General features: G+C 32.8%; 17 protein-coding genes and 2 pseudogenes. 3 read left to right on the top strand and 16 right to left on the bottom strand.

Translation table 11 applies throughout. From position 1 onward, the window contains the following. Nucleotides 1-140: 140 nt before the first annotated feature. The 7 genes and pseudogenes from KPL44_RS08760 to KPL44_RS08730 form a co-directional block, all read right to left on the bottom strand. On the bottom strand, nt 141-719 hold the full coding sequence (locus KPL44_RS08760; protein ID WP_216248807.1) for a DapH/DapD/GlmU-related protein: 579 nt from the start codon (nt 717-719) through the stop codon (nt 141-143). A gap of 11 nt (nt 720-730) precedes the next feature. After that, nucleotides 731-1,918, bottom strand: coding sequence for an iron-containing alcohol dehydrogenase (locus KPL44_RS08755; protein ID WP_216248806.1), 1,188 nt, complete (start codon nt 1,916-1,918; stop codon nt 731-733). A 51-nt stretch (nt 1,919-1,969) separates the two neighbouring features. Beyond that, a complete protein-coding gene (locus KPL44_RS08750) occupies nt 1,970-2,701 on the bottom strand; it encodes a cyclophilin-like fold protein (protein ID WP_216248805.1) in 732 nt (243 codons plus the stop codon). Nucleotides 2,702-3,010: 309 nt separating this feature from the next. Continuing rightward, the gene (locus tag KPL44_RS08745) at nt 3,011-3,430 is read right to left on the bottom strand and encodes a MerR family transcriptional regulator (RefSeq protein WP_216248803.1); all 420 of its coding nucleotides are present in this window, start codon (nt 3,428-3,430) and stop codon (nt 3,011-3,013) included. Nucleotides 3,431-3,854: 424 nt separating this feature from the next. Beyond that, the gene (locus tag KPL44_RS08740) at nt 3,855-4,238 is read right to left on the bottom strand and encodes a cyclophilin-like fold protein (protein WP_216248801.1); all 384 of its coding nucleotides are present in this window, start codon (nt 4,236-4,238) and stop codon (nt 3,855-3,857) included. A 113-nt stretch (nt 4,239-4,351) separates the two neighbouring features. Further along, nucleotides 4,352-4,453, bottom strand: a pseudogene (locus KPL44_RS25235) (sugar O-acetyltransferase); the annotation flags it as partial. A 363-nt stretch (nt 4,454-4,816) separates the two neighbouring features. Beyond that, the gene (locus tag KPL44_RS08730) at nt 4,817-5,236 is read right to left on the bottom strand and encodes a MerR family transcriptional regulator (RefSeq protein ID WP_216248798.1); all 420 of its coding nucleotides are present in this window, start codon (nt 5,234-5,236) and stop codon (nt 4,817-4,819) included. A 333-nt stretch (nt 5,237-5,569) separates the two neighbouring features. On the opposite strand from KPL44_RS08730, the gene KPL44_RS08725 reads away from it, so the two are divergent. After that, nucleotides 5,570-6,610, top strand: coding sequence for a DUF362 domain-containing protein (locus tag KPL44_RS08725; RefSeq protein ID WP_216248796.1), 1,041 nt, complete (start codon nt 5,570-5,572; stop codon nt 6,608-6,610). Then, nucleotides 6,603-7,496 carry a permease gene (locus KPL44_RS08720; RefSeq protein ID WP_216248794.1) on the top strand — a complete coding sequence of 298 codons (894 nt, stop codon included), beginning with the start codon at nt 6,603-6,605 and terminating at the stop codon, nt 7,494-7,496. Before KPL44_RS08725 ends, KPL44_RS08720 begins: the two co-directional genes overlap by 8 nt. 668 nt (nt 7,497-8,164) lie before the next feature. On the opposite strand, the gene KPL44_RS08715 is transcribed toward KPL44_RS08720, so the two are convergent. The 8 genes and pseudogenes from KPL44_RS08715 to KPL44_RS08680 all read right to left on the bottom strand — a co-directional run bounded on the left by KPL44_RS08715 (nt 8,165) and on the right by KPL44_RS08680 (nt 15,935). After that, a complete protein-coding gene (locus KPL44_RS08715) occupies nt 8,165-9,289 on the bottom strand; it encodes an aldo/keto reductase (protein WP_216248791.1) in 1,125 nt (374 codons plus the stop codon). Between the two features lie 81 nt (nt 9,290-9,370). Then, nucleotides 9,371-10,117, bottom strand: coding sequence for a nickel pincer cofactor biosynthesis protein LarB (gene larB / locus KPL44_RS08710; protein ID WP_216248789.1), 747 nt, complete (start codon nt 10,115-10,117; stop codon nt 9,371-9,373). Between the two features lie 30 nt (nt 10,118-10,147). Continuing rightward, nucleotides 10,148-10,972, bottom strand: a complete 825-nt coding sequence (gene larE / locus KPL44_RS08705) for an ATP-dependent sacrificial sulfur transferase LarE (protein WP_216248787.1) — start codon at nt 10,970-10,972, stop codon at nt 10,148-10,150. 44 nt (nt 10,973-11,016) lie between these two features. After that, nucleotides 11,017-11,871: pseudogene (gene larC / locus KPL44_RS08700) on the bottom strand (nickel pincer cofactor biosynthesis protein LarC); the annotation flags it as partial. Between the two features lie 58 nt (nt 11,872-11,929). Further along, nucleotides 11,930-12,655, bottom strand: a complete 726-nt coding sequence (locus KPL44_RS08695; RefSeq protein WP_216248785.1) for an energy-coupling factor ABC transporter ATP-binding protein — start codon at nt 12,653-12,655, stop codon at nt 11,930-11,932. A gap of 34 nt (nt 12,656-12,689) precedes the next feature. Further along, entirely contained in the window at nt 12,690-13,478 is a 789-nt protein-coding gene (locus KPL44_RS08690) for an energy-coupling factor transporter transmembrane component T family protein (protein ID WP_216248784.1), read from the bottom strand. Continuing rightward, nucleotides 13,479-14,459: a cobalt transporter CbiM gene (gene cbiM, locus KPL44_RS08685; protein WP_216127687.1), complete on the bottom strand. Its 981-nt coding sequence runs from the start codon at nt 14,457-14,459 to the stop codon at nt 13,479-13,481. It abuts the gene before it with no gap. A gap of 384 nt (nt 14,460-14,843) precedes the next feature. Next, nucleotides 14,844-15,935, bottom strand: coding sequence for an aldo/keto reductase (locus tag KPL44_RS08680; RefSeq protein ID WP_216248782.1), 1,092 nt, complete (start codon nt 15,933-15,935; stop codon nt 14,844-14,846). Between the two features lie 287 nt (nt 15,936-16,222). Here KPL44_RS08680 and KPL44_RS08675 point away from each other — a divergent pair, with 287 nt between their 5' ends. Further along, nucleotides 16,223-17,593 (top strand): APC family permease, encoded by a 1,371-nt coding sequence (locus KPL44_RS08675; protein ID WP_216248780.1) that lies wholly within the window; start codon nt 16,223-16,225, stop codon nt 17,591-17,593. Nucleotides 17,594-17,649: 56 nt separating this feature from the next. Here the strand turns inward: KPL44_RS08675 and KPL44_RS08670 are convergent, their stop codons facing one another. After that, complete coding sequence (locus tag KPL44_RS08670) at nt 17,650-18,681, bottom strand: AI-2E family transporter (RefSeq protein WP_216248778.1); 1,032 nt, start codon at nt 18,679-18,681, stop codon at nt 17,650-17,652. Nucleotides 18,682-18,712 lie beyond the last annotated feature (31 nt).

Here is an 18,712-nt window from a genome sequence, read left to right as displayed (position 1 = left end):
ATTCTTAAAATTTAATTGTGTTTACTACTCCTTATAATTTATTTCAATTTACTATGTTCTTCATTTTTACCTATTAACACAATACATTGCCACAAATCAATCATCAACATATAATCTAAAATAAGATGAAAACAACAAAATTACTCCTGACTGGTTTCGATTTTCTTTATAATTTTCGCAGGAACACCACCTACAATAACATTTGCAGGTACATCCTTGGTCACAACCGCACCAGCGGCAATGACAGCACCGTCACCTATGGTCACACCGGCAACGACAGTGGCATTTGCTCCAATCCATACATTATTACCAATTACAATTGGCGCTGGATGCATATTGCTACGTTTTCTCGGATCAATGTCATGATTGAGCGTAGCAAGCATTACATTGTGCCCAATGAGAACACCATCGCCAATTACAATTCCGCCCTGATCCTGAAAATGACAGCCTGTATTGATAAAGACATTCATGCCTACACAGATGTTTTTCCCACAATCCGTATAAAAAGGAGGAAACATGGCAAATGTTGCATCCACCGGTTTGCCAATCAACAAAGAAAACAGTTCCCGTACCTCTTGTGGAGTATGATACTTACCGTTCAGCTCGGCAGTCAACTTTAGTGCTTCCTGAGAGGCATCTATCATTACCTGATGTAATTCCGAACCGCCCTCAACCACTTCACCTCGATTTAAGTGTGCTAATAAATCATTGATATCCATTTGTATCCTCCTTATCGATAAGAATTTCTTAGTACATCTACAACATCCTGGTTAGTCATTTCACATGGATTTGCTGTAAACAAAAAGCCGTTAGTTTCACGAGCATTGGTCGCAATTTTATCAAATTCATCAGGTGCGATACCATAATCGCTCATTTTGAGTTCGTCCACACCACAGGCTTTTTGCAAATCCACAAGCGCAGTGATGAAATCCTCTGGCTTATTAGCTTCTTTGATTCCCATTGCCTTTGCCATGGCGATAAATCTCTCATCACAAGCATGCCTATCAATAAAAAATTCATAGAACGCTTTTGAAATCATAATAAGCCCTGCACCGTGAGGCAACTCCTGATGATATGCACTCATTGCATGCTCAATAGAATGCTCAGCAGTAGTAACGCTCACAGTCATAACTATACCAGAAAGGGTGTTTGCAAATGCCATATGTTCTCTTGCCTCCATATTGCTACCGTCCTTTACCGCACGTGTAAGATATTTAGCTGCATTTTCAATAGCAGTCAGTGCATACATATCACTCATAAGACTTGCATATTTCGAAATATAGCTTTCTGTAGAATGGAAAAGTGCGTCAAATCCTTGATAAGCGGTAAGTTTAGATGGAACTGTCTTCATAAGTTCAGGATCGATTATAGAAATCAACGGGAATAAACGATCATCACCACCAAAACCAATTTTTTCATTGGTTTCATCATTTGTGATAACACCATATGGGTCTGCTTCTGAACCTGTTCCTGCGGTTGTAGTAATACAGATTACCCCAAGCGGATCATTTTCAATCGCTTTGCCTTTTCCAGTACCACCGGAAATATAATCCCATATATCTCCATCATTTGTTGCCATTGCCGCTATTACTTTCGAGGCATCGATAACACTGCCACCACCAAGAGCAACAATAAAATCACATCCATTATCTCTTGCTGTTTTTGCTCCTGCTATAACCGTGGACTTCAACGGATTTGTCTGTACTTTATCAAAGACAACACTTTCAACACCTGCTATTGTAAGTTCATCAATAGTTCGTTTAAGGGAACCATTTTCTTTAGTTGATTTTCCGTTTGAAATAACTACCATTGCCTTTTTGCCAGGTAGTTTCTGCTCATGCAATTCGTTAAGCCTTCCACATCCGAAAATAAATCTTGTTGGTACATACATATTAAAGTTAATTTTTAATTCCTCCATTTATTTAAAATATTATTTATATCAAACTCCGATCATTGAGTTCGATATAACTTAGCGTGCTAAATCAATCTGCACATCTATAGAACTTCCTAATCCTTTTATTACAGATAAATCACAATCAACCTTTCCCATGTTTACCTGCTCGCCATAGATTTTAGACTTTTTTTCATCTTCAAAGAGGATCGTAAAATAGTTTACATCCCGTTCAAAGTTAATATCGCCGTTCATCCAGCCGTTATGGACATCCTTTTCATCATATTTCAGAGGATCTTTCATTACACCAGAATAGTCATGGGAGAAGCGGTTTATATGCACCGTATATGGCAGACGGGACAACAGTTCCTTTGAAGATGTGGAATTATTTAAAGTGGCCGGAATTACTATATCTCCAACCGTCATCGTAATAGCTGTACCATTCTTAATCGTACGGGTAGCCATATTAGAACCTTTCGTAAGAACTTGCGCGGAGTCATTCGAATCTTTACTCGATGTATCTTGAACATTTCTACCTTCTATGGTAGAGGAAGCCTTTTCAACCGAGGAACTTCCTGCAGAGCATTTTTCATTCCTGTTAGCTTGATTTCCGCTGCATGCAGTCAAAGAAACCATCATTAATTTACTCGATATATCCTGAACATTGCTACCTTCTATGGTAGAGGAAGCCTTTTCAACCAAGTAACCTCCTGCAGAGCTTTTTTCATTCCTGTTATCTTGATTTCCGATACATGCAGTCAAAGAAATCACCATTAAAATTGTCAGTGCAAGTGTCAATAACTTTTTCATAAAGAAACCTCCGGTAATGTTTTTGATTTGGATATGACCGTATTAATGCAGCCAATAGTGTTAAATGTTATTGGAGAGTTAAAGTCTATGTAAGGCTTGACACTCTGGATCGTTTAGTGTAATCCATTCCGTTTAAAACAATTATTTATTTGTGTTTATATCAGCATATCACTTAAAGTTAACTTTAAGTCAAGTCTTTTTCATAAAAAAACGAAGCAATTTTTGCTTCGTAGAATGTGATTATTGGAATATAGACAAAATTAATGGAGGCATGGTCAATATGACCGCCTCCATTATTAGAACTATCGGTTAAGATGTTACTTCTTCGGTATCCTGCTGATTCGCTTTGGCATGTATCTTTTCTGTACCTGCCTCAAGAGCCGTCTTATAGTACCAACATTTATACTCTATGACTTCAAGTGTTTTCTGCAACGATGCCATCTGTTCATCTATAATTCTTTTTCTATCAATAAACATTTCATATCGTTCACGCAATGTGGCATCTCTCTGTTCGCACCAGTCTATGAATACTTTAATATCTTTAATGGACATTCCCGTATTTTTTAGACATTCAATAATTTCCAGTGATCCTAGATCAATATCTGAAAAAGAGCGTATACTGGATTTTGAACGTTCCAAATTAGGAAACAGACCTTCCCTATCGTAGTATCTTAAAGTTGAAGCTGATAGATTGAATTTTTTTGAAACCTCTCCAATGGAATATTTCATGTTTGGCACACTCCTTTTTACAATAACCTAAAATTAACTTTTATATACTTTATCTTGCCGTACATGACATTTCCGCAACTTCAGATTTTATAATAAAACAATGATGTGCAATTATGGACTTTTAAATTTATCTCAAACAGAAAACCACTAATCAAGAACTTATTCTCCTTAATCGGTGGTCTATCTACTCATTATAATTTATTTCAGTTTATTGTATTCATCATTCGTTACCTATTCACAACATTCATTGCTTATATTATTTGCTATTTCAGCTTTTTTAGAACACATGTTTTCTTGTTTTTTATTCAGGTATTTATTGAAAAACTCCGTGAGTTTATCGAACGGAATGAGATCTTTACGATCATAAAGATCACCATGCCCGGCATTTGGAACAAGATACGTTTGCTACACCAATTTATTCTCCTTACGTTTTTTCATGTTTCACCAAATCAAAAGTAAACTTAATATTACCATCACCAACAACTTGTACAAAGCTGACCGCATCCTCAATATATCCGAGACGGGTATAGTTATAAGAGCTTGAGAAGGTTTCATAGAACACGACTAGATAGCCATCGCCGTAAAGCATGATATCTCCGGCATGAATTTTCCCCAGTTGCTCAGAAGCTGTAGGAAGCGTATTCGATAAATAATAGTATTTTTCATTGCCGTTTAGTTCGCTCATATCAACTGTGAGCGGAAATTGTTTAACTAACGCCTGCGTCGTTTGATTATCATAAAACTTTGCCGAAAATACCTTGTTCCCAACCGTAATAATCAAACATAGCATCGAAATTGCTTTTTTCATGTTCAATATCCTTTCTGTGTAAACTAAAATAATAGCATTTTGCTACGATACACAATACATTGCCACAAATCAATCATCGCCATATAATCTACAATAAGATGAAAACAACAGAATTACTCCTGACTGGTTTCAATTTTCTTAATAATTTTCGCAGGAACACCACCTACAATACCATTTGCAGGTACATCCTTGGTCACAACTGCACCAGCGGCAATGTGACACAGCACCGTCGCCAATTGTAATGCTTCCTGAGAGGCGTCTATCATTACCTGGTGTAATTCCGAACCACCCTAAACCGCTTCACCTCGATTCAAGTGTGCTAATAAATCATTAATATCCATATATTTAAAATATTATTTATATTAAACTTCGATTATTGAGTTCGATATAATTATACAACTTAAAGTTAACTTTAAGTCAATGTTTCTTTTTAAAATTTTTTTTGCAGTATCCTTTATTTGATTATTAATTTCGTCAGATGTGGTAGTTTCAATTTTCATCTTAAAGAGAATCGTAAAATAGTTTGCATGCAATCAAAGAAACCATCATTTGACCGCCTCCATCATTAGAAACATCGGTTAAGATATTACTTCTTCGGTATCTTGCTTGTTTGATTTGGCATGTATCTTTTCTGTACCTGCCTCAAGAGCCGTCTTATAGTACCAGCATTTATAATCTATGACTTCAAGTGTTTTATTCAATGATGCTATCTGTTCATCCATAATTGTTTTTCTCTCAATAAACATCTCATAGCGTTCACGCAGTGTTGCATCTCCCTCTCCACACCAGTCTATGAATACCTTAATATCTTTAATAGGCATTCCCGTATTTTTTAAACATTCAATAATTTTTAGTGATCCGAGATCAATATCTGAAAAAGAGCGGATACCGGATTCTGAACGTTCCAAATTAGGAAACAGACCTTCCTTATCGTAGTATCTCAAAGTTGAAGATGATAAATTGAATTTTTTTGCAACCTTTCCAATAGAATATTCCATGTTTGGCACACTCCTTTTTACGATAACTTAAAGTTAACTTTAAGTTATTTTATTAAAAAATAGCATATTAAAAGTACCATGTCAAGTTAATCTTGGCTCTCAACAAACATTTTTACGTTGAATTCAGATGCTTGCGATGCCTGAAACCTAATACACCTGCTATGCAACAGGCTTATGATATTGGCAAATCTGTTATATAAAATTTTTACGAAAGAATGCGTGTCATGAATAGAATATAGTGCTTGACCTCATGTTGACTTAATGGCTTATAGTTAATACACTGGTAACCATTAAAGTATAACAAGCATGTTTTTTGAAGGGAGACAAATAACAATGAAAAGAAAAAATTTGACTATTTTGCTTAGCATAGCTATGATAGCTGTCGTATTAGTTGGTTGTGGTAAAACAGCAACACCAGTATCAACAACTAAAACACCCACAATCAGTGATGGAGGCAAGGCGACTCATCCTAGTGGTAATGTTGCAGAAAATGGAACTTCTACTAAAAATGCTTCTGCTGTATATATGACAAAAGTTATCAGTACTGCGAGCTTAATGAAAATTTATAAATCACTTGGTTGGAAACCACAAGGTAAGGTAGGTGTAAAACTTTCTACAGGCGAAGCTGGTGGCAATTATTATTTGCATCCGGAATTAATCGGAGATTTGGTACATGCTGTGGATGGCACTATTATTGAGTGTAACACGGCCTATGGCGGTTCTCGTTCTGCGACAGCAGCCCATCGACAAACTATTGAAGATCATGGTTTCAATACAATCGCAAATGTAGATATTATGGATGAAGAAGGCACTAAAGAATTAGCCCCAGTTCCTGGTAGTGTTCATTTGAAAAAAGACACTGTGGGTTCGCATCTGCAAAATTATGATTCTATCTTAGTATTATCTCACTTTAAAGGTCATGCTATGGCTGGATTAGGTGGTGCTTTAAAAAATATCTCTATAGGCATTGCATCTAGAAGTGGTAAAATGTATATTCATTCTGGTGGTGGCACTGATAAGAGTTTCGCGCCTGGTAACCAAAATGATTTCTTAGAATCTATGGCGGAAGCCGCCGGTGCAGTTATACAAGATAAAAAAGGCAGAATGGTGTATATCAGTGTTATGAACAATTTATCTGTAGATTGTGACTGCGATTCTAATCCAGCTAAACCAACAATGGGAGATATCGGTATTTTAGCATCTTATGATCCGGTTGCATTAGATCGTGCTTGCGTAGATTTAGTCTATGCTGATCCGCATGGAAAAGACTTAGTTAAACGTATGGAATCTCGTAATGGTACCTTGATTTTAGACCATGCGGTAGAATTAGGTATGGGTTCTCAAACGTATCAATTGAAAAATATCGATGAATAGTATTATACATCGCGAAGCTGTTTATTTATGGTACTATTTTACCATTCAGTTTGAACAGATTTTTAGATATTGGGTGATTGGTATTGTGTTAGGTTCTATCATTTCAGTATTTGGAAAAGATAAAATTCATACATTGTTTGCATCTATAGCAAATAGAAAACTAGGTATTTTAGGTGTGATTCCAGCTAGTTTATTAGGAATTGCGTCTCCATTGTGTATGTATGGCACCATTCCCATAGCAGCATCTTTCTCACAAAAGGGTATGCGAGATGATTGGCTTGCAGCGTTTATTATGAGCTCTATTCTTTTGAATCCTCAGTTGATTCTTTACACTTTGGCATTGGGTGGAAAGATATTAGTGATTAGGATTGCATCTTGTGTATTGTGTGGAATAATTGCAGGAATATTGGTACACTTTTTTTTAAAAGAAGAAAAATTCTTCAATTTTGATGGATTTGGTTCGCTATCCAACCACGATACTGCCTCCAATATCTTTATACGTATTTTAAGAAATATAGGACGTAACATAAAGGCAACAGGCGGATATTTTCTTTTGGGTATTGTTTTGTCTATATTGTTTGCTCGGTATGTACCGTCAGATACGTTTGCAAATTTGTTTGGAAACCATCACGGCTTCGGTGTACTTATGGCAGCAACTGTTGGGATTCCTTTATATGTATGCGGTGGTGGTACTATACCACTTTTAATGGAATGGTTGGATTCAGGCATGAGTCCTGGTGCAGCAGCAACCTTTATGATTACAGGTCCTGCCACAAAAATTACAAATCTTGGTGCGTTGAAAACAGTTCTTGGTTGTCGACATTTCTTGATTTACATTTTATTCATTATGGTGTTTGCATTTGCAATCGGTGTATTGATTGTTTGATTTACAATACTACTAAGATTGTTGGATAAAAAGTTAATATTTTGAATAGAAGAATCCGATGTGGTCATAGTTATGTGCCTGAATCTGATTTATTTTATTTCAGAAAACTGCTTGACTTATAGTTAACTTTAAGTGATAGGATATATACAACAAATATATACAAGCAAAAAAATAATGCGTCACATCTATGAATAATTTACATTAACATGAATTAATAATAGATATCGCAATAACAATATATTATAAATCTAACATAACTTTGGAAGGGGAAATGCCTATAATGTTGGGATTAATTAATATCATATCGATTATTATAGTAATAGTTCTTGTAATTACCAGTAGAAAATGCCTTGAAATAGTTAGAGTAGGTACTATATCTAAAAATTATATTATAAAGAAATTCATTTGTACATATTAATTTCTTCGCTTTTATTAATTACTGGTGTAATTCTAAGCGGTGTAACCTTTTTTCGAATATTAACAGTATTTAATTGTTCATATTTATCTGGCTATATTGAAATTTTTTTCTAAGTAATAAATCATTTGTGAAATAAATAGTTAGATCGTAAATCATTGATATAAATGATAAAATAAACCCAGTAGATCAGAATTAGCTTCCATCTACTGGGTTTTAAATTTAAAATTGTTTTAAATTACTTTTTGTCATTTTATTCAAACATGCCTTTAACATCTTCTAAGTAATCTGTGATTGGCAGATGCTGTGGACAGATCTTTTCGCATTTTTTACACTTAATGCAGTCAGAAGCTTTTCCATTACGTTCTGTAAGGCTTGTGTAATAAATACTCTGAGATTTAAATCCTCCCTTTGTATCCTGTTTTTCAGCATTATATAATGCAAAATAATCAGGAATTGCAATCTTCTTTGGGCATCCATCTACACAGTAGCGACATGCCGTACAAGGAATGGAAATGGATTCATTAACGATATCAACAACCCGGTTTACAACTTCATGCTCTTTCTCATCCAATGGTTTGAAATCCTGCATATATTCGGTATTATCTAAAAGCTGATCCATGCTTGACATTCCACTTAATACAATCATGACATTGTCAAGGCTCGCTGCAAAACGGATAGCCCAGGAAGAAATGGACATACCTGAATGGTATCCTTTCATAATTTCTGCTGCTGCGTCAGGCACATTTGCTAGAGTCCCACCTTTCACTGGTTCCATTACGATTACAGGCTTACCATGTAACTTTGCTACTTCATAACATTTCTTTGACTGGATACCCTGATTTTCCCAATCGAGGTAATTCAACTGAATCTGAACAAAATCTACTTCCGGATGATTTGTCAATATTCTATCTAAATGTTCTGCAGAATCATGCATAGAAAAACCGATATTTTTAATCTTTCCTTCTTCTTTTTTCTTCTGAATAAATTCAAACGCATGGACTTTTTGTGCAAGATCATAGGACTGTCCTGCAATATTATGTAACAGATAGTAGTCAAAATATTCTACGCCACACTTTGTAAGCTGCTCATTAAATAAACGCTCCAAATCATCTTCTGTTTTTACCATGAACATTGGCATCTTAGTAGCAACTGTGAAGGAATCTCTAGGATATCTCTTAACCAAAACTTCCTGCAATACATTCTCACTGATAAATGAATGATACAGATATGCTGTATCAAAATAGGTAAATCCTCTTTCCATAAAGATATCTACCATCTTTTTTAACTGCTCATAATCAACACTTTTCTGATCTTCCGGGCTTATAAGTGGCAATCTCATAAATCCAAATCCTAATTTTTTTACACTGTTTTCCATTTTTACAACCTCCAAATATTTTTATTATATATTCTTGTCCTCTTCTTCAAATAAGCGAATGCAATATTAGTCATATTTAACTCATAGCTTATTAATTATACTAGCAGTATATGCTGCACCAAATCCATTATCTATATTTACTACACTAACTCCACTGGCGCAACTATTTAACATTGATAGTAAAGCTGCAATACCTCCAAAGCTAGCTCCATATCCAACACTAGTTGGAACTGCTATTACAGGTTTATCTACAAGTCCTCCCACAACGCTAGCTAAAGCTCCTTCCATTCCAGCAATCACTATAACGACTTTAGCTCCGCGAATAACATCTAATCTTGAGAAAAGCCTATGTATACCTGCAACACCTACATCTATTATTTTAATAGTTTTATTGCCTAATATTCTAGCAGTTTCAAACGCTTCTTCTACAACAGGTAAATCAGAAGTACCTGCTGCAACAATCGCTATATAACTCTCTGTAAGGGTTTCTCTTTTTCTATTAATAGTTATTGTTCGTCCAAGTTTATTATATTCGGCGTCGATGCATATTTCTTTTACTGCATTATACATTTCTTCGTTAGCTCTAGTTCCTAATATATTATTATCTTTTGTAAGCATATATTTAACAATATCTCTAACTTGATCTACTGTTTTTCCTTCACAATATATTACTTCCGGATAACCAACTCTAATTTCTCTTTGATTATCTATTTTAGCAAAACCTAAATCTTTAAAAGGTAAATCTTCTAATTTTTCAAGAGCTTCTTCTACATTTATTTTATTATCTTTAACACTTTCCAATAAAACTTTTATTTCTTCTTTATTCACTAGCTTTATCCTCCCAATATTATTTACTTTTTATTTATTTTGCTCATATGAATTTTTAATTATAGTTTCATTAAAGCTCCCTACTCTATATCCTTGCAAGTCTAATGTTACATATTTAAATCCACATTCTTTTATCTTTTGAGAAATAGTGTCTAAAAGTTTTTCGTCAAATAATTTGCTTCTGTCATTTTTACTTACTTCAACTCTTGCTAAATCTCCATGACATCTTACTCTAACCGCTCTAAACCCTATGCTCATCATATATTTTTCTGCATTTTCGATCTTCTCAAAATCTTCTACTTTCAATTCATTTCCATAAGGTATTCGTGTTAAAAGACAAGCGTATGCTGGCTTATCCCAAGTATTAAGCCCTAATTCTTTGGAAAAAGCTCTTATTTCTGCTTTAGTTATTTTACATTCTAAAAGTGGGCTTTTTATTTCTAATTCCTTTAATGCTTTAAGACCTGGTCTATAATCACTTATATCATCAAAGTTAGTTCCATCTATTACACAGTTATAATCTTGCTCCTTCGCAATAGCTAATATCATACCAAACACTGCAGTTTTACAATGGTAACACCTATCTTCTGGATTAAATTTAATTGAATCAATAATTGGAGCTTCAATAATCTCATGCTGAACTCCTAATTTTTTAGCTAATTCCTTTGCTTCTGCTATTTCCCACTTTGGAATATATGGAGACATAATTGTTACTGCTTTTGCATTATCCCCAAGAGCTTCTTTAACTACTCTAAGTAAAAAAGTACTATCTACTCCTCCTGAAAATGCTAAAACTACTTTTCCTAAACCTTTAATATATTTTATTAATTCATTATACTTTTCATTTTTAATCATTTATATTTCCGCCTCTCTCCATAATACATGATTTTATTTTATATCTGCTCTCCTACTTTTTCACAACTTTCTTTCTCACCCAAATATACTCTTAAAACATTTGGAATCTCTAAATCTCTATGACCTATTCCATATGCTATCTTCTTAATTGAAAAATCAACATTTCGAGTAAATTCTTCAACGTTTGCTGCCAGTATTGCCGCCCCAGTTGGAGTTGTAGTTTCAAATTGTACTATTCCAGAATTTACAGGAATATTCTTTAAGATTTCTACTGTTGCAGGAGCTGGTACTGGCATAAGCCCATGAGCACATTTAACAAACCCTCCTCCAACTTGAACTGGAGATGCAATAATTTTATCAACATTTAAATAGTCTAAACAAATAGCTGCTCCTACGATATCTACAATTGAATCAATAGCTCCTACCTCATGAAAATGTACTTCATATAATGGTTTTCCATGGACCTTTGCTTCTGCCTCTGCAACCTTCATAAACATATCTATACTAAGTTTTTTAACCTTATCACTTAAATCATTTGAATTTATTATTTCTTCTATACCTTTCAAGTTTCTATGATTATGTTCATGACTATGGTTATTTTCATCATGATGATGCTCTTCATCGCCATTATGATGATTGTGTTCATGGTTATGCCCATGTAAATCTTTATCTGAAATATGTATCTCATCATCTAATTTACCTTTTAATATGACATCTACCCTAGTTCCTATTATGCCAAGCTTCTCAGATTTTTCAATTTTTATTTCATATTCAGTATTTAAATTTAATTTTAAAAGTTCTTTTATTAAATATTCTTTAGGAACTCCTAAATCTATTAGTGCCGCTAAATTCATATCGCCACTTATTCCACAAAAACAATCGTAATATAAAATTTCCATGTTTATCACCCCTTTTAACTGTTTGAATTTTAGATGTTATCTTATCCAATGTTTAAAATTATATAATGTTATATTTTCTTAAGAAATCTGAATCATTTATAATTTTTTCATATTTATCGTCTCTTATTATTTTGTGATCTTCTGAAAATACTATAGCTCTATCAAAAACGCCTTCTATATATTCAAAATCATGTGTTGCACAAATTATAGTTTTGCCGCATTTATTTAGATCAATTAGTAATTCTTTTAAAAACCTTTTTCCTTTTGGATCTATCCCATTCATTGGTTCATCTAAAGTTATTACGTCTGGATTCATAGCTAAAACACTAGCAATTGCAACCCTCTTCTTTTCTCCTCCGCTTAAATTATACGGATGCTCATCTTTTAACTTATCTATATTAAGTAGATTAAGGCAATCTCTTACTCTTTTATTTACTTCTCCCTCTGGTAGTTCCATTTGCATAAGTCCAAATGCCAGTTCTTCAAAGACAGTAGAACAAAATAGTTGAGCATCAGAATTTTGAAATACAAATCCTAATTTTTTATGAAATAGTTTTAAGACCTTAGTATCCTTTAATGTATGTTCATTTATTTCATTGTTATCAAACATATATTTGCCTTGACTTGAAAAAATAATACCATTTAACAATTTTAAAACGGTTGACTTCCCGCTTCCATTTGGACCTATAATAGCTATAGATTCCCCTTCTTTTATATGGACATTTACATTATCAAGAGCTGTTTTATTCTTGTATGTAAATGAAATATTCTCTAATTTTATCATTAATAATTCTCCTTGATTTTTCAGATATAATTTTTTATAAAAATATAAACAAACTAAGTAAAAGTATATTTATTATAAAATATACATAATCTACTTTCTTTAATTTTAAATTTGCTTTTATAGTATATTCTCCTACGAAACCTCTACATTCCATAGCATGAAACATTTCTTCACTCATTTTATAAGACTTTATGAATAAATTTCCAATAATTCCTGTGAGAGAATTATATTTATTAGGAGTTATACCAATTGATCTAAGTTTTAACGCATGTAATAGGTTAATAGAATGTTCGCCTAGCAGAACAATATATTTTATGGTTAAATCCATAATCCATATAAATATATCTGGTATAAATAGTAATTTTAATGACTTGCTAATTTCACTCCATTTACTAGTATGAGATAATATATTCACAAGCAATATAGTTATAATTATTTTTTGGAAAATTAACAAACTATTGTATATATTTCCATAAACCATAGATGGTATTAATGTTATTAAAGTTATTAAAGGAAAAATAAAACTTTTAAACAATATCCTTTTACTTAATTTCTTTTCTATAAGAAAAAGATTAATTAACACATATATATCTATTATTAATAGGTATATAAAACTTCTTGAAATAGATACACATAGTATTATTAATATTGTACTTGCAACCTTTAGGGATGGATTTATTGAATAAATTAATTTATCCTGATTTTTATTTTGCCTGATTATCGAAATTATTTTAATTAAAGAAAAAATACTTTTTTCAATGTATAAGTTTTTTTCTTTCTTTGGAATGTAATTATCTTTTTCTGAAAGCCACTCTGGAACCATTTAATCTCCTTTTATATTTCTCTTCAAATTTATTTTCTCTAAAACCTTAAAAATAATTAAGATTATTATTACCCCAGCTAATGCTGATAAAATATATCCAAAATAACTACTTAAAAATCCAAAACTATAATCTGGAATTGGTGAATTAAATTTAAATCCTTGCTCCATTCCCTTAGGCACAAATCCTATAAAATGCTTAATCTCTTCTAATCCCCATTCTCCCCAGGCAGTTCCATTTGCTAAAAGTCCTAAAGGAGTAGCTAAAATGATAATTCCTATTATAGTGTATAAAAGATTTATTTTACTTGCTTTTCCTTTATATATTACATCTGGTGATGCCTTTTTTATATAGCTATAAGCTCCAACTGTTATTATTCCTTCCAAAATTCCAATTACTAATAAATGAGGTATTAACATAGCTGGAATGGATACAGCTAGTCCATAGGGACTATATAGTGGTAGTCCTGAAAAATCCTTAAATAGTAATGGCTGAACACCCAACTCCACTGCGGCAAATAAAGCTGCTGCATTAACTGAAATATAACCACCTAGGAAAGCTCCAATATATTCTCCCTTTCGGTTTTTAAATATTTTTTTTGTAAGTTTGAATAAATAAAATGCTGTAAATGGCATTATAAAAGCCATATTAAAACAATTTACGGCCAGTGCTAAAATCCCTCCATCTCCGAAAAACAATGCTTGAATTACAAGTGCTATAGTAACCGCTAAAACAGCAGAATAAGGTCCAAGCAAAATTGCAACAAGTGCACCCCCAATAGCATGGGCTGTAGTTCCTCCTGGAATAGGTATATTAAACATCATAATTAAAAATGAAAAGGCCGCTGCTACTCCAAGAAGAGGCATTTTCTGCCTTGTTATTTCATTTTTTACCTTTAAACTCGCCCTTCTCCATATAGGCAGCATAACCACTCCAAAAACAGCACAAGTTGAAGGACTTAAATAATTATCAGGTATATGCATAAAGTTATTACCCCTCCATTCATCTTTTTAGATTACCTCTTTGATTCAACAGTAATTATTTTCTAGTAGGAATAATACTGTTCTTTTCAAACTTTTCTACAACATCGTTCAAATATTTGGTAATTGTTTTCAATATAAAGTGTATCACCTTGAGTGAACTCCAAGTCAAGTGTTTTTCTGAATTTTTTGATGTTATATATATCCTACCACTTGGAGTGAACTCCAAGTCAAGCCCTTTTACTTATGAACTTTATTTATTAAAACTAATAAGTAATACGTTACTGCAATATATATACCGTCAAAGGTACTCACTAAACGCTTTAATAAATTCTTTAATAAGCAAAAATGCACCCATTTCCAGGTGCACTCTGATATATAACTAAATTATTGAAAAAACTCTACAGCTTCCTTCATCTTTTTTCTTACTTCCACATGAAATGGACAGTTTTTTTCACAAACACCACATTCTATACAATCTGATGCATGATGTTTCAAGTTCTGATAATGGTCTCTTGCTAGTTCATCCCCTGCCTTTGCCAAATCAAGATATTTATTGACTGACCCGATATTAATTTCTTGTGGACAAGGTTGGCAATGATTGCAATAAATACAACTCCCCTGTATATCCTGTCGTTGCATAGTGCCTATAAATGAATAGTCCTTTTCATTTCGCGCTAAATCATAATACTTAAGAACATCTTTTAAATCTTGTAGATTACGCACTCCTGGCAAACAAGATAAAACCGCTGGACGATCAAGTGCATATTGTATACATTGATATATTGACATTTTCCTTCCAAGTGGAGAAGTACGATCATTCAATAATTGCCCTCCGCCATAAGGTTTCATGACTGTTATTCCAACACCACGCTTAGAACATTCCTGATAAAGTTTCATTCTTGTATCTGATAACGTTAATTTTTCACCAACTGGCTCAAAATCATAGGCAGCGTTAAGACTGAGCATAAATAAATCAATCTTTCCTGTTTCTAAAAGTTTCAAACATGCTTTCGGAGAATGGGAAGAAACTGCCAAATAACGAATTATACCATTTTGTTTCAATTTCACAGCATAATCCAAAATGCCACCATGTATAATATTTTCTAAATCCTCCATTTCATCCACACAATGAATCATACCTATATCCGCATAATCAGTGTGATAACTTTTAAGTTCCTGTTCAAAACCTTTCTGCAACTGCTTTAGGTCTCGTGTACGCACATACTGTCCATGAGGATAATAGGCGCCAAGGTGAATCTGCATTACCATCTTATCCCTATGTCCTTCTAGTGCAGCTGCAATAGCAGGCTGTGCACTAGAATCATACATAACTGTATCCATAAGATTGATTCCCTTCTGCATACCATACTCTATTATTTTACGGACCTGCTGTGGAGACGCTTCGCTTAAGCTACCCGCACCTATTCCTATTGTACTTACTTTTCCTCCACCATGAGGTAATTCTCTATATTCCATTTAAATCTTTCCTTTCAGAAGTCGATGCTTCATTCATTATTTATTACTTGGTATTTACAACAAGCATACCACTTAAAGTTGACTTTAAGTCAAGAGGTTCTTTTTTATAAGAAAATTAAACATATTATATTTAATATTTTTTCTAGGTCACAGTTGCCCTAGCGTCATGCGAAGCAAACCACTTACTATTGATTTTATCCTTGTAAAGCTATAAAGTGTAATGATATAATGAGTTTATTGAAAATTATAAATTATGAATTATGAATTATGAAAGGATTTGTTTAATCATGGAAACAAAGTTAGAAAAAAAGTACGGTCTCATTACTGCTATAGCCATGGTTGTCGGTATCGTTATAGGTAGTGGCGTTTTTTTCAAGGCAGAAAAAGTATTAACTGCAACCGGGGGTAATCTTACACTAGGTATTTTGGCTTGGGTTATTGGCGGTGTTATTATGATTTCTTGTGCCTATACCTTCGCTGTAATGGCAACTAAATACGAAAAAGTAAACGGTATAGTAGATTATGCAGAAGCTGCTATGGGTGAGAAATATGGGTATTATGTTGGCTGGTTTATGGCACTAATTTACTATCCAACATTGACATCAGTTTTAGCATGGGTTTCAGCTAGGTATACCTGTGTATTATTGGGATTTTCAATTGCAGGTGGTGAGTGTATGACTATTGCCTGTCTATATTTGATAGGCAGCTTTGCTTTAAATGCATTATCGCCAGTTTTATCTGGTAAATTTCTAGTTAGCACAACTGTTATAAAACTAATCCCACTGATTTTAATGGCTATAATTGGGACAATCGTAGGTATTCATAGTGGTATGACTATGATTAATTTTACAACAGTAGTGAAAAAAGTAAGTACTGCAAATGCATTATTTACAGCAGTTGTTGCAACAGCCTTTGCATATGAGGGTTGGATTATTGCTACAAGTATCAATGCTGAACTAAAAGATGCAAAGAAAAACCTTCCACTTGCTCTTGTTGGAGGTACTTTTATAATTATGGTTGTTTATATTCTTTACTATATGGGCTTAGCTGGAGCTGTAACAAATCAAGTTATGATGAATGGCGGAGAAGCTGGAGCTAAACTGGCATTTCAAAAAATATTTTCCTCTGCAGGTGGTACTCTAATATTTGTATTTGTTATTATTTCTTGTCTCGGAACTTTAAATGGATTAATGCTTGGATGTACTCGTGGTATTTACTCATTAGCAGCAAGGGGCTTTGGACCAAAACCAAAAATATTCAAACAAATAGATAGTGAGACTAATATGCCAACAAATTCATCTATACTAGGCCTACTTCTTTGTGCCATATGGTTAGTATACTTTTATGGTGCTAACTTAACAGACCCTTCAAAACGTTGGTTTGGATTCTTTTGTTTTGATTCATCAGAATTACCTATAGTTACTATTTATGCATTATACATTCCTATTTTTATTATGATGATGAAAAAAGAGAAGGATTTGAACTCGTTTAAAAGATTCGTAATGCCTATTATTTCATTAGCAGGATGTTTATTCATGATAATTGCTGCTTGTTTTTCTCATAAAATATCAGTTGTTGCATATCTAATTATATTTGCAATTATAATGGCTATCGGTGCTTTGTTTTCAAAAAAACAAATCCTAACTTTAAAAAATTAAATAACTAAAACATAAGAAAACCCACAACCAATTAATTAGTTGTGGGTTTTACTGGTTTAATTTAATTTTGAGCCTTTTTTACTTAAATCTACTCCACTTAAATCTAACAGAAACATAAATATCGGTATTCCAAGGAGTAGACCCCAAATTCCCATAAAATGCTCTGATACTAATAATATAGCAAAGGTAAAAAACATTGGTAAATTAGTTGTATGAGACATAAACTTGGGGTTTAAAATGTAACTCTCAATGGCATGAATTATAAAAATCATACTAATTACAAAAATAACTTTAATTAATCCACCTATTTTGAAAGCAATTAAACATAAAGGAACTAACGAAATAAACACACCTGCCACAGGTATAAGACTTAAAATAAATATCATAAATGCAATGGCAAATAATGCTGGAAACCCCATTATAGTAAGTCCTATAACTGATAAAATTGTATTTGAAATGGCTATCATTATTTGAGCCTGTATTACTTTACCAAAAGAATTTAGAAAGTTATTACCCAAATAGCTTAAATAGTTATAGACTACAGATACCTTACTATGTTTAAACTTATAAATAAAACTTAATATACTCTCCTTCTCTAATACAAATACAAAACTTAATAGAATTGCCATAAAAAAATTCAAACTCCCTGTCCCAAGATCAGTTATAAAAGTCATAATACTTTGAATACTCGCTTTAGCATAACTTGCTATGTTAATTTGATCAACTATTGGTGCTAAATACTGCATAACTCCTTTTGAATTTTTCGGAAAATTAATATATTCAATTTTATTTAAAATATGTAAACTTTGAGAAATAGCTAATGGTATATATTTCACTGCTAGTAGACCTATCGTTATTATCATAAACATATATATAATTATAACTATAATATTTGAATTTACCTTTATAACTTTATTGATTTTCCCGCTTAATGAAATTTGTAGACTATTCACTAAATAAGTAATCATAAAAGTTAATAAAACTAAATTTAATATAGATCTTATTAAATAAACAAATAACACTAAACCAGCTAGTAATAATATTTTTATTACTGATTCTTTCTGAAACAATTGCTTTATCGTTTGCATTTAAGTTACTCCTCATCTTCTATTATTATTT

It is taken from the genome of Clostridium sp. DSM 17811 (assembly GCF_018861905.1).
Lineage (GTDB): Bacteria > Bacillota > Clostridia > Clostridiales > Clostridiaceae > Clostridium_AD > Clostridium_AD frigoriphilum.
The sequence above is the reverse complement of the archived record's forward strand: the minus strand, read 5'-3'. Positions and strand labels throughout refer to the sequence as shown.

Bases quoted from the DNA above. Each gene is read 5' to 3' on its own strand.
- KPL44_RS08745 (WP_216248803.1), bottom strand. From the start codon at position 3,430: ATGAAATATTCCATTGGAGAGGTTTCAAAAAAATTCAATCTATCAGCT.
- KPL44_RS08750 (WP_216248805.1), bottom strand. From the start codon at position 2,701: ATGAAAAAGTTATTGACACTTGCACTGACAATTTTAATGGTGATTTCT.
- KPL44_RS08720 (WP_216248794.1), top strand. From the start codon at position 6,603: ATGAATAGTATTATACATCGCGAAGCTGTTTATTTATGGTACTATTTT.
- KPL44_RS08730 (WP_216248798.1), bottom strand. From the start codon at position 5,236: ATGGAATATTCTATTGGAAAGGTTGCAAAAAAATTCAATTTATCATCT.
- KPL44_RS08760 (WP_216248807.1), bottom strand. From the start codon at position 719: ATGGATATCAATGATTTATTAGCACACTTAAATCGAGGTGAAGTGGTT.
- KPL44_RS08740 (WP_216248801.1), bottom strand. From the start codon at position 4,238: ATGAAAAAAGCAATTTCGATGCTATGTTTGATTATTACGGTTGGGAAC.
- larE (WP_216248787.1), bottom strand. From the start codon at position 10,972: ATGATTAAAAATGAAAAGTATAATGAATTAATAAAATATATTAAAGGT.
- KPL44_RS08690 (WP_216248784.1), bottom strand. From the start codon at position 13,478: ATGGTTCCAGAGTGGCTTTCAGAAAAAGATAATTACATTCCAAAGAAA.
- KPL44_RS08695 (WP_216248785.1), bottom strand. From the start codon at position 12,655: ATGATAAAATTAGAGAATATTTCATTTACATACAAGAATAAAACAGCT.
- cbiM (WP_216127687.1), bottom strand. From the start codon at position 14,459: ATGCATATACCTGATAATTATTTAAGTCCTTCAACTTGTGCTGTTTTT.
- KPL44_RS08755 (WP_216248806.1), bottom strand. From the start codon at position 1,918: ATGGAGGAATTAAAAATTAACTTTAATATGTATGTACCAACAAGATTT.
- KPL44_RS08715 (WP_216248791.1), bottom strand. From the start codon at position 9,289: ATGGAAAACAGTGTAAAAAAATTAGGATTTGGATTTATGAGATTGCCA.
- KPL44_RS08680 (WP_216248782.1), bottom strand. From the start codon at position 15,935: ATGGAATATAGAGAATTACCTCATGGTGGAGGAAAAGTAAGTACAATA.
- KPL44_RS08725 (WP_216248796.1), top strand. From the start codon at position 5,570: ATGAAAAGAAAAAATTTGACTATTTTGCTTAGCATAGCTATGATAGCT.
- KPL44_RS08670 (WP_216248778.1), bottom strand. From the start codon at position 18,681: ATGCAAACGATAAAGCAATTGTTTCAGAAAGAATCAGTAATAAAAATA.
- KPL44_RS08675 (WP_216248780.1), top strand. From the start codon at position 16,223: ATGGAAACAAAGTTAGAAAAAAAGTACGGTCTCATTACTGCTATAGCC.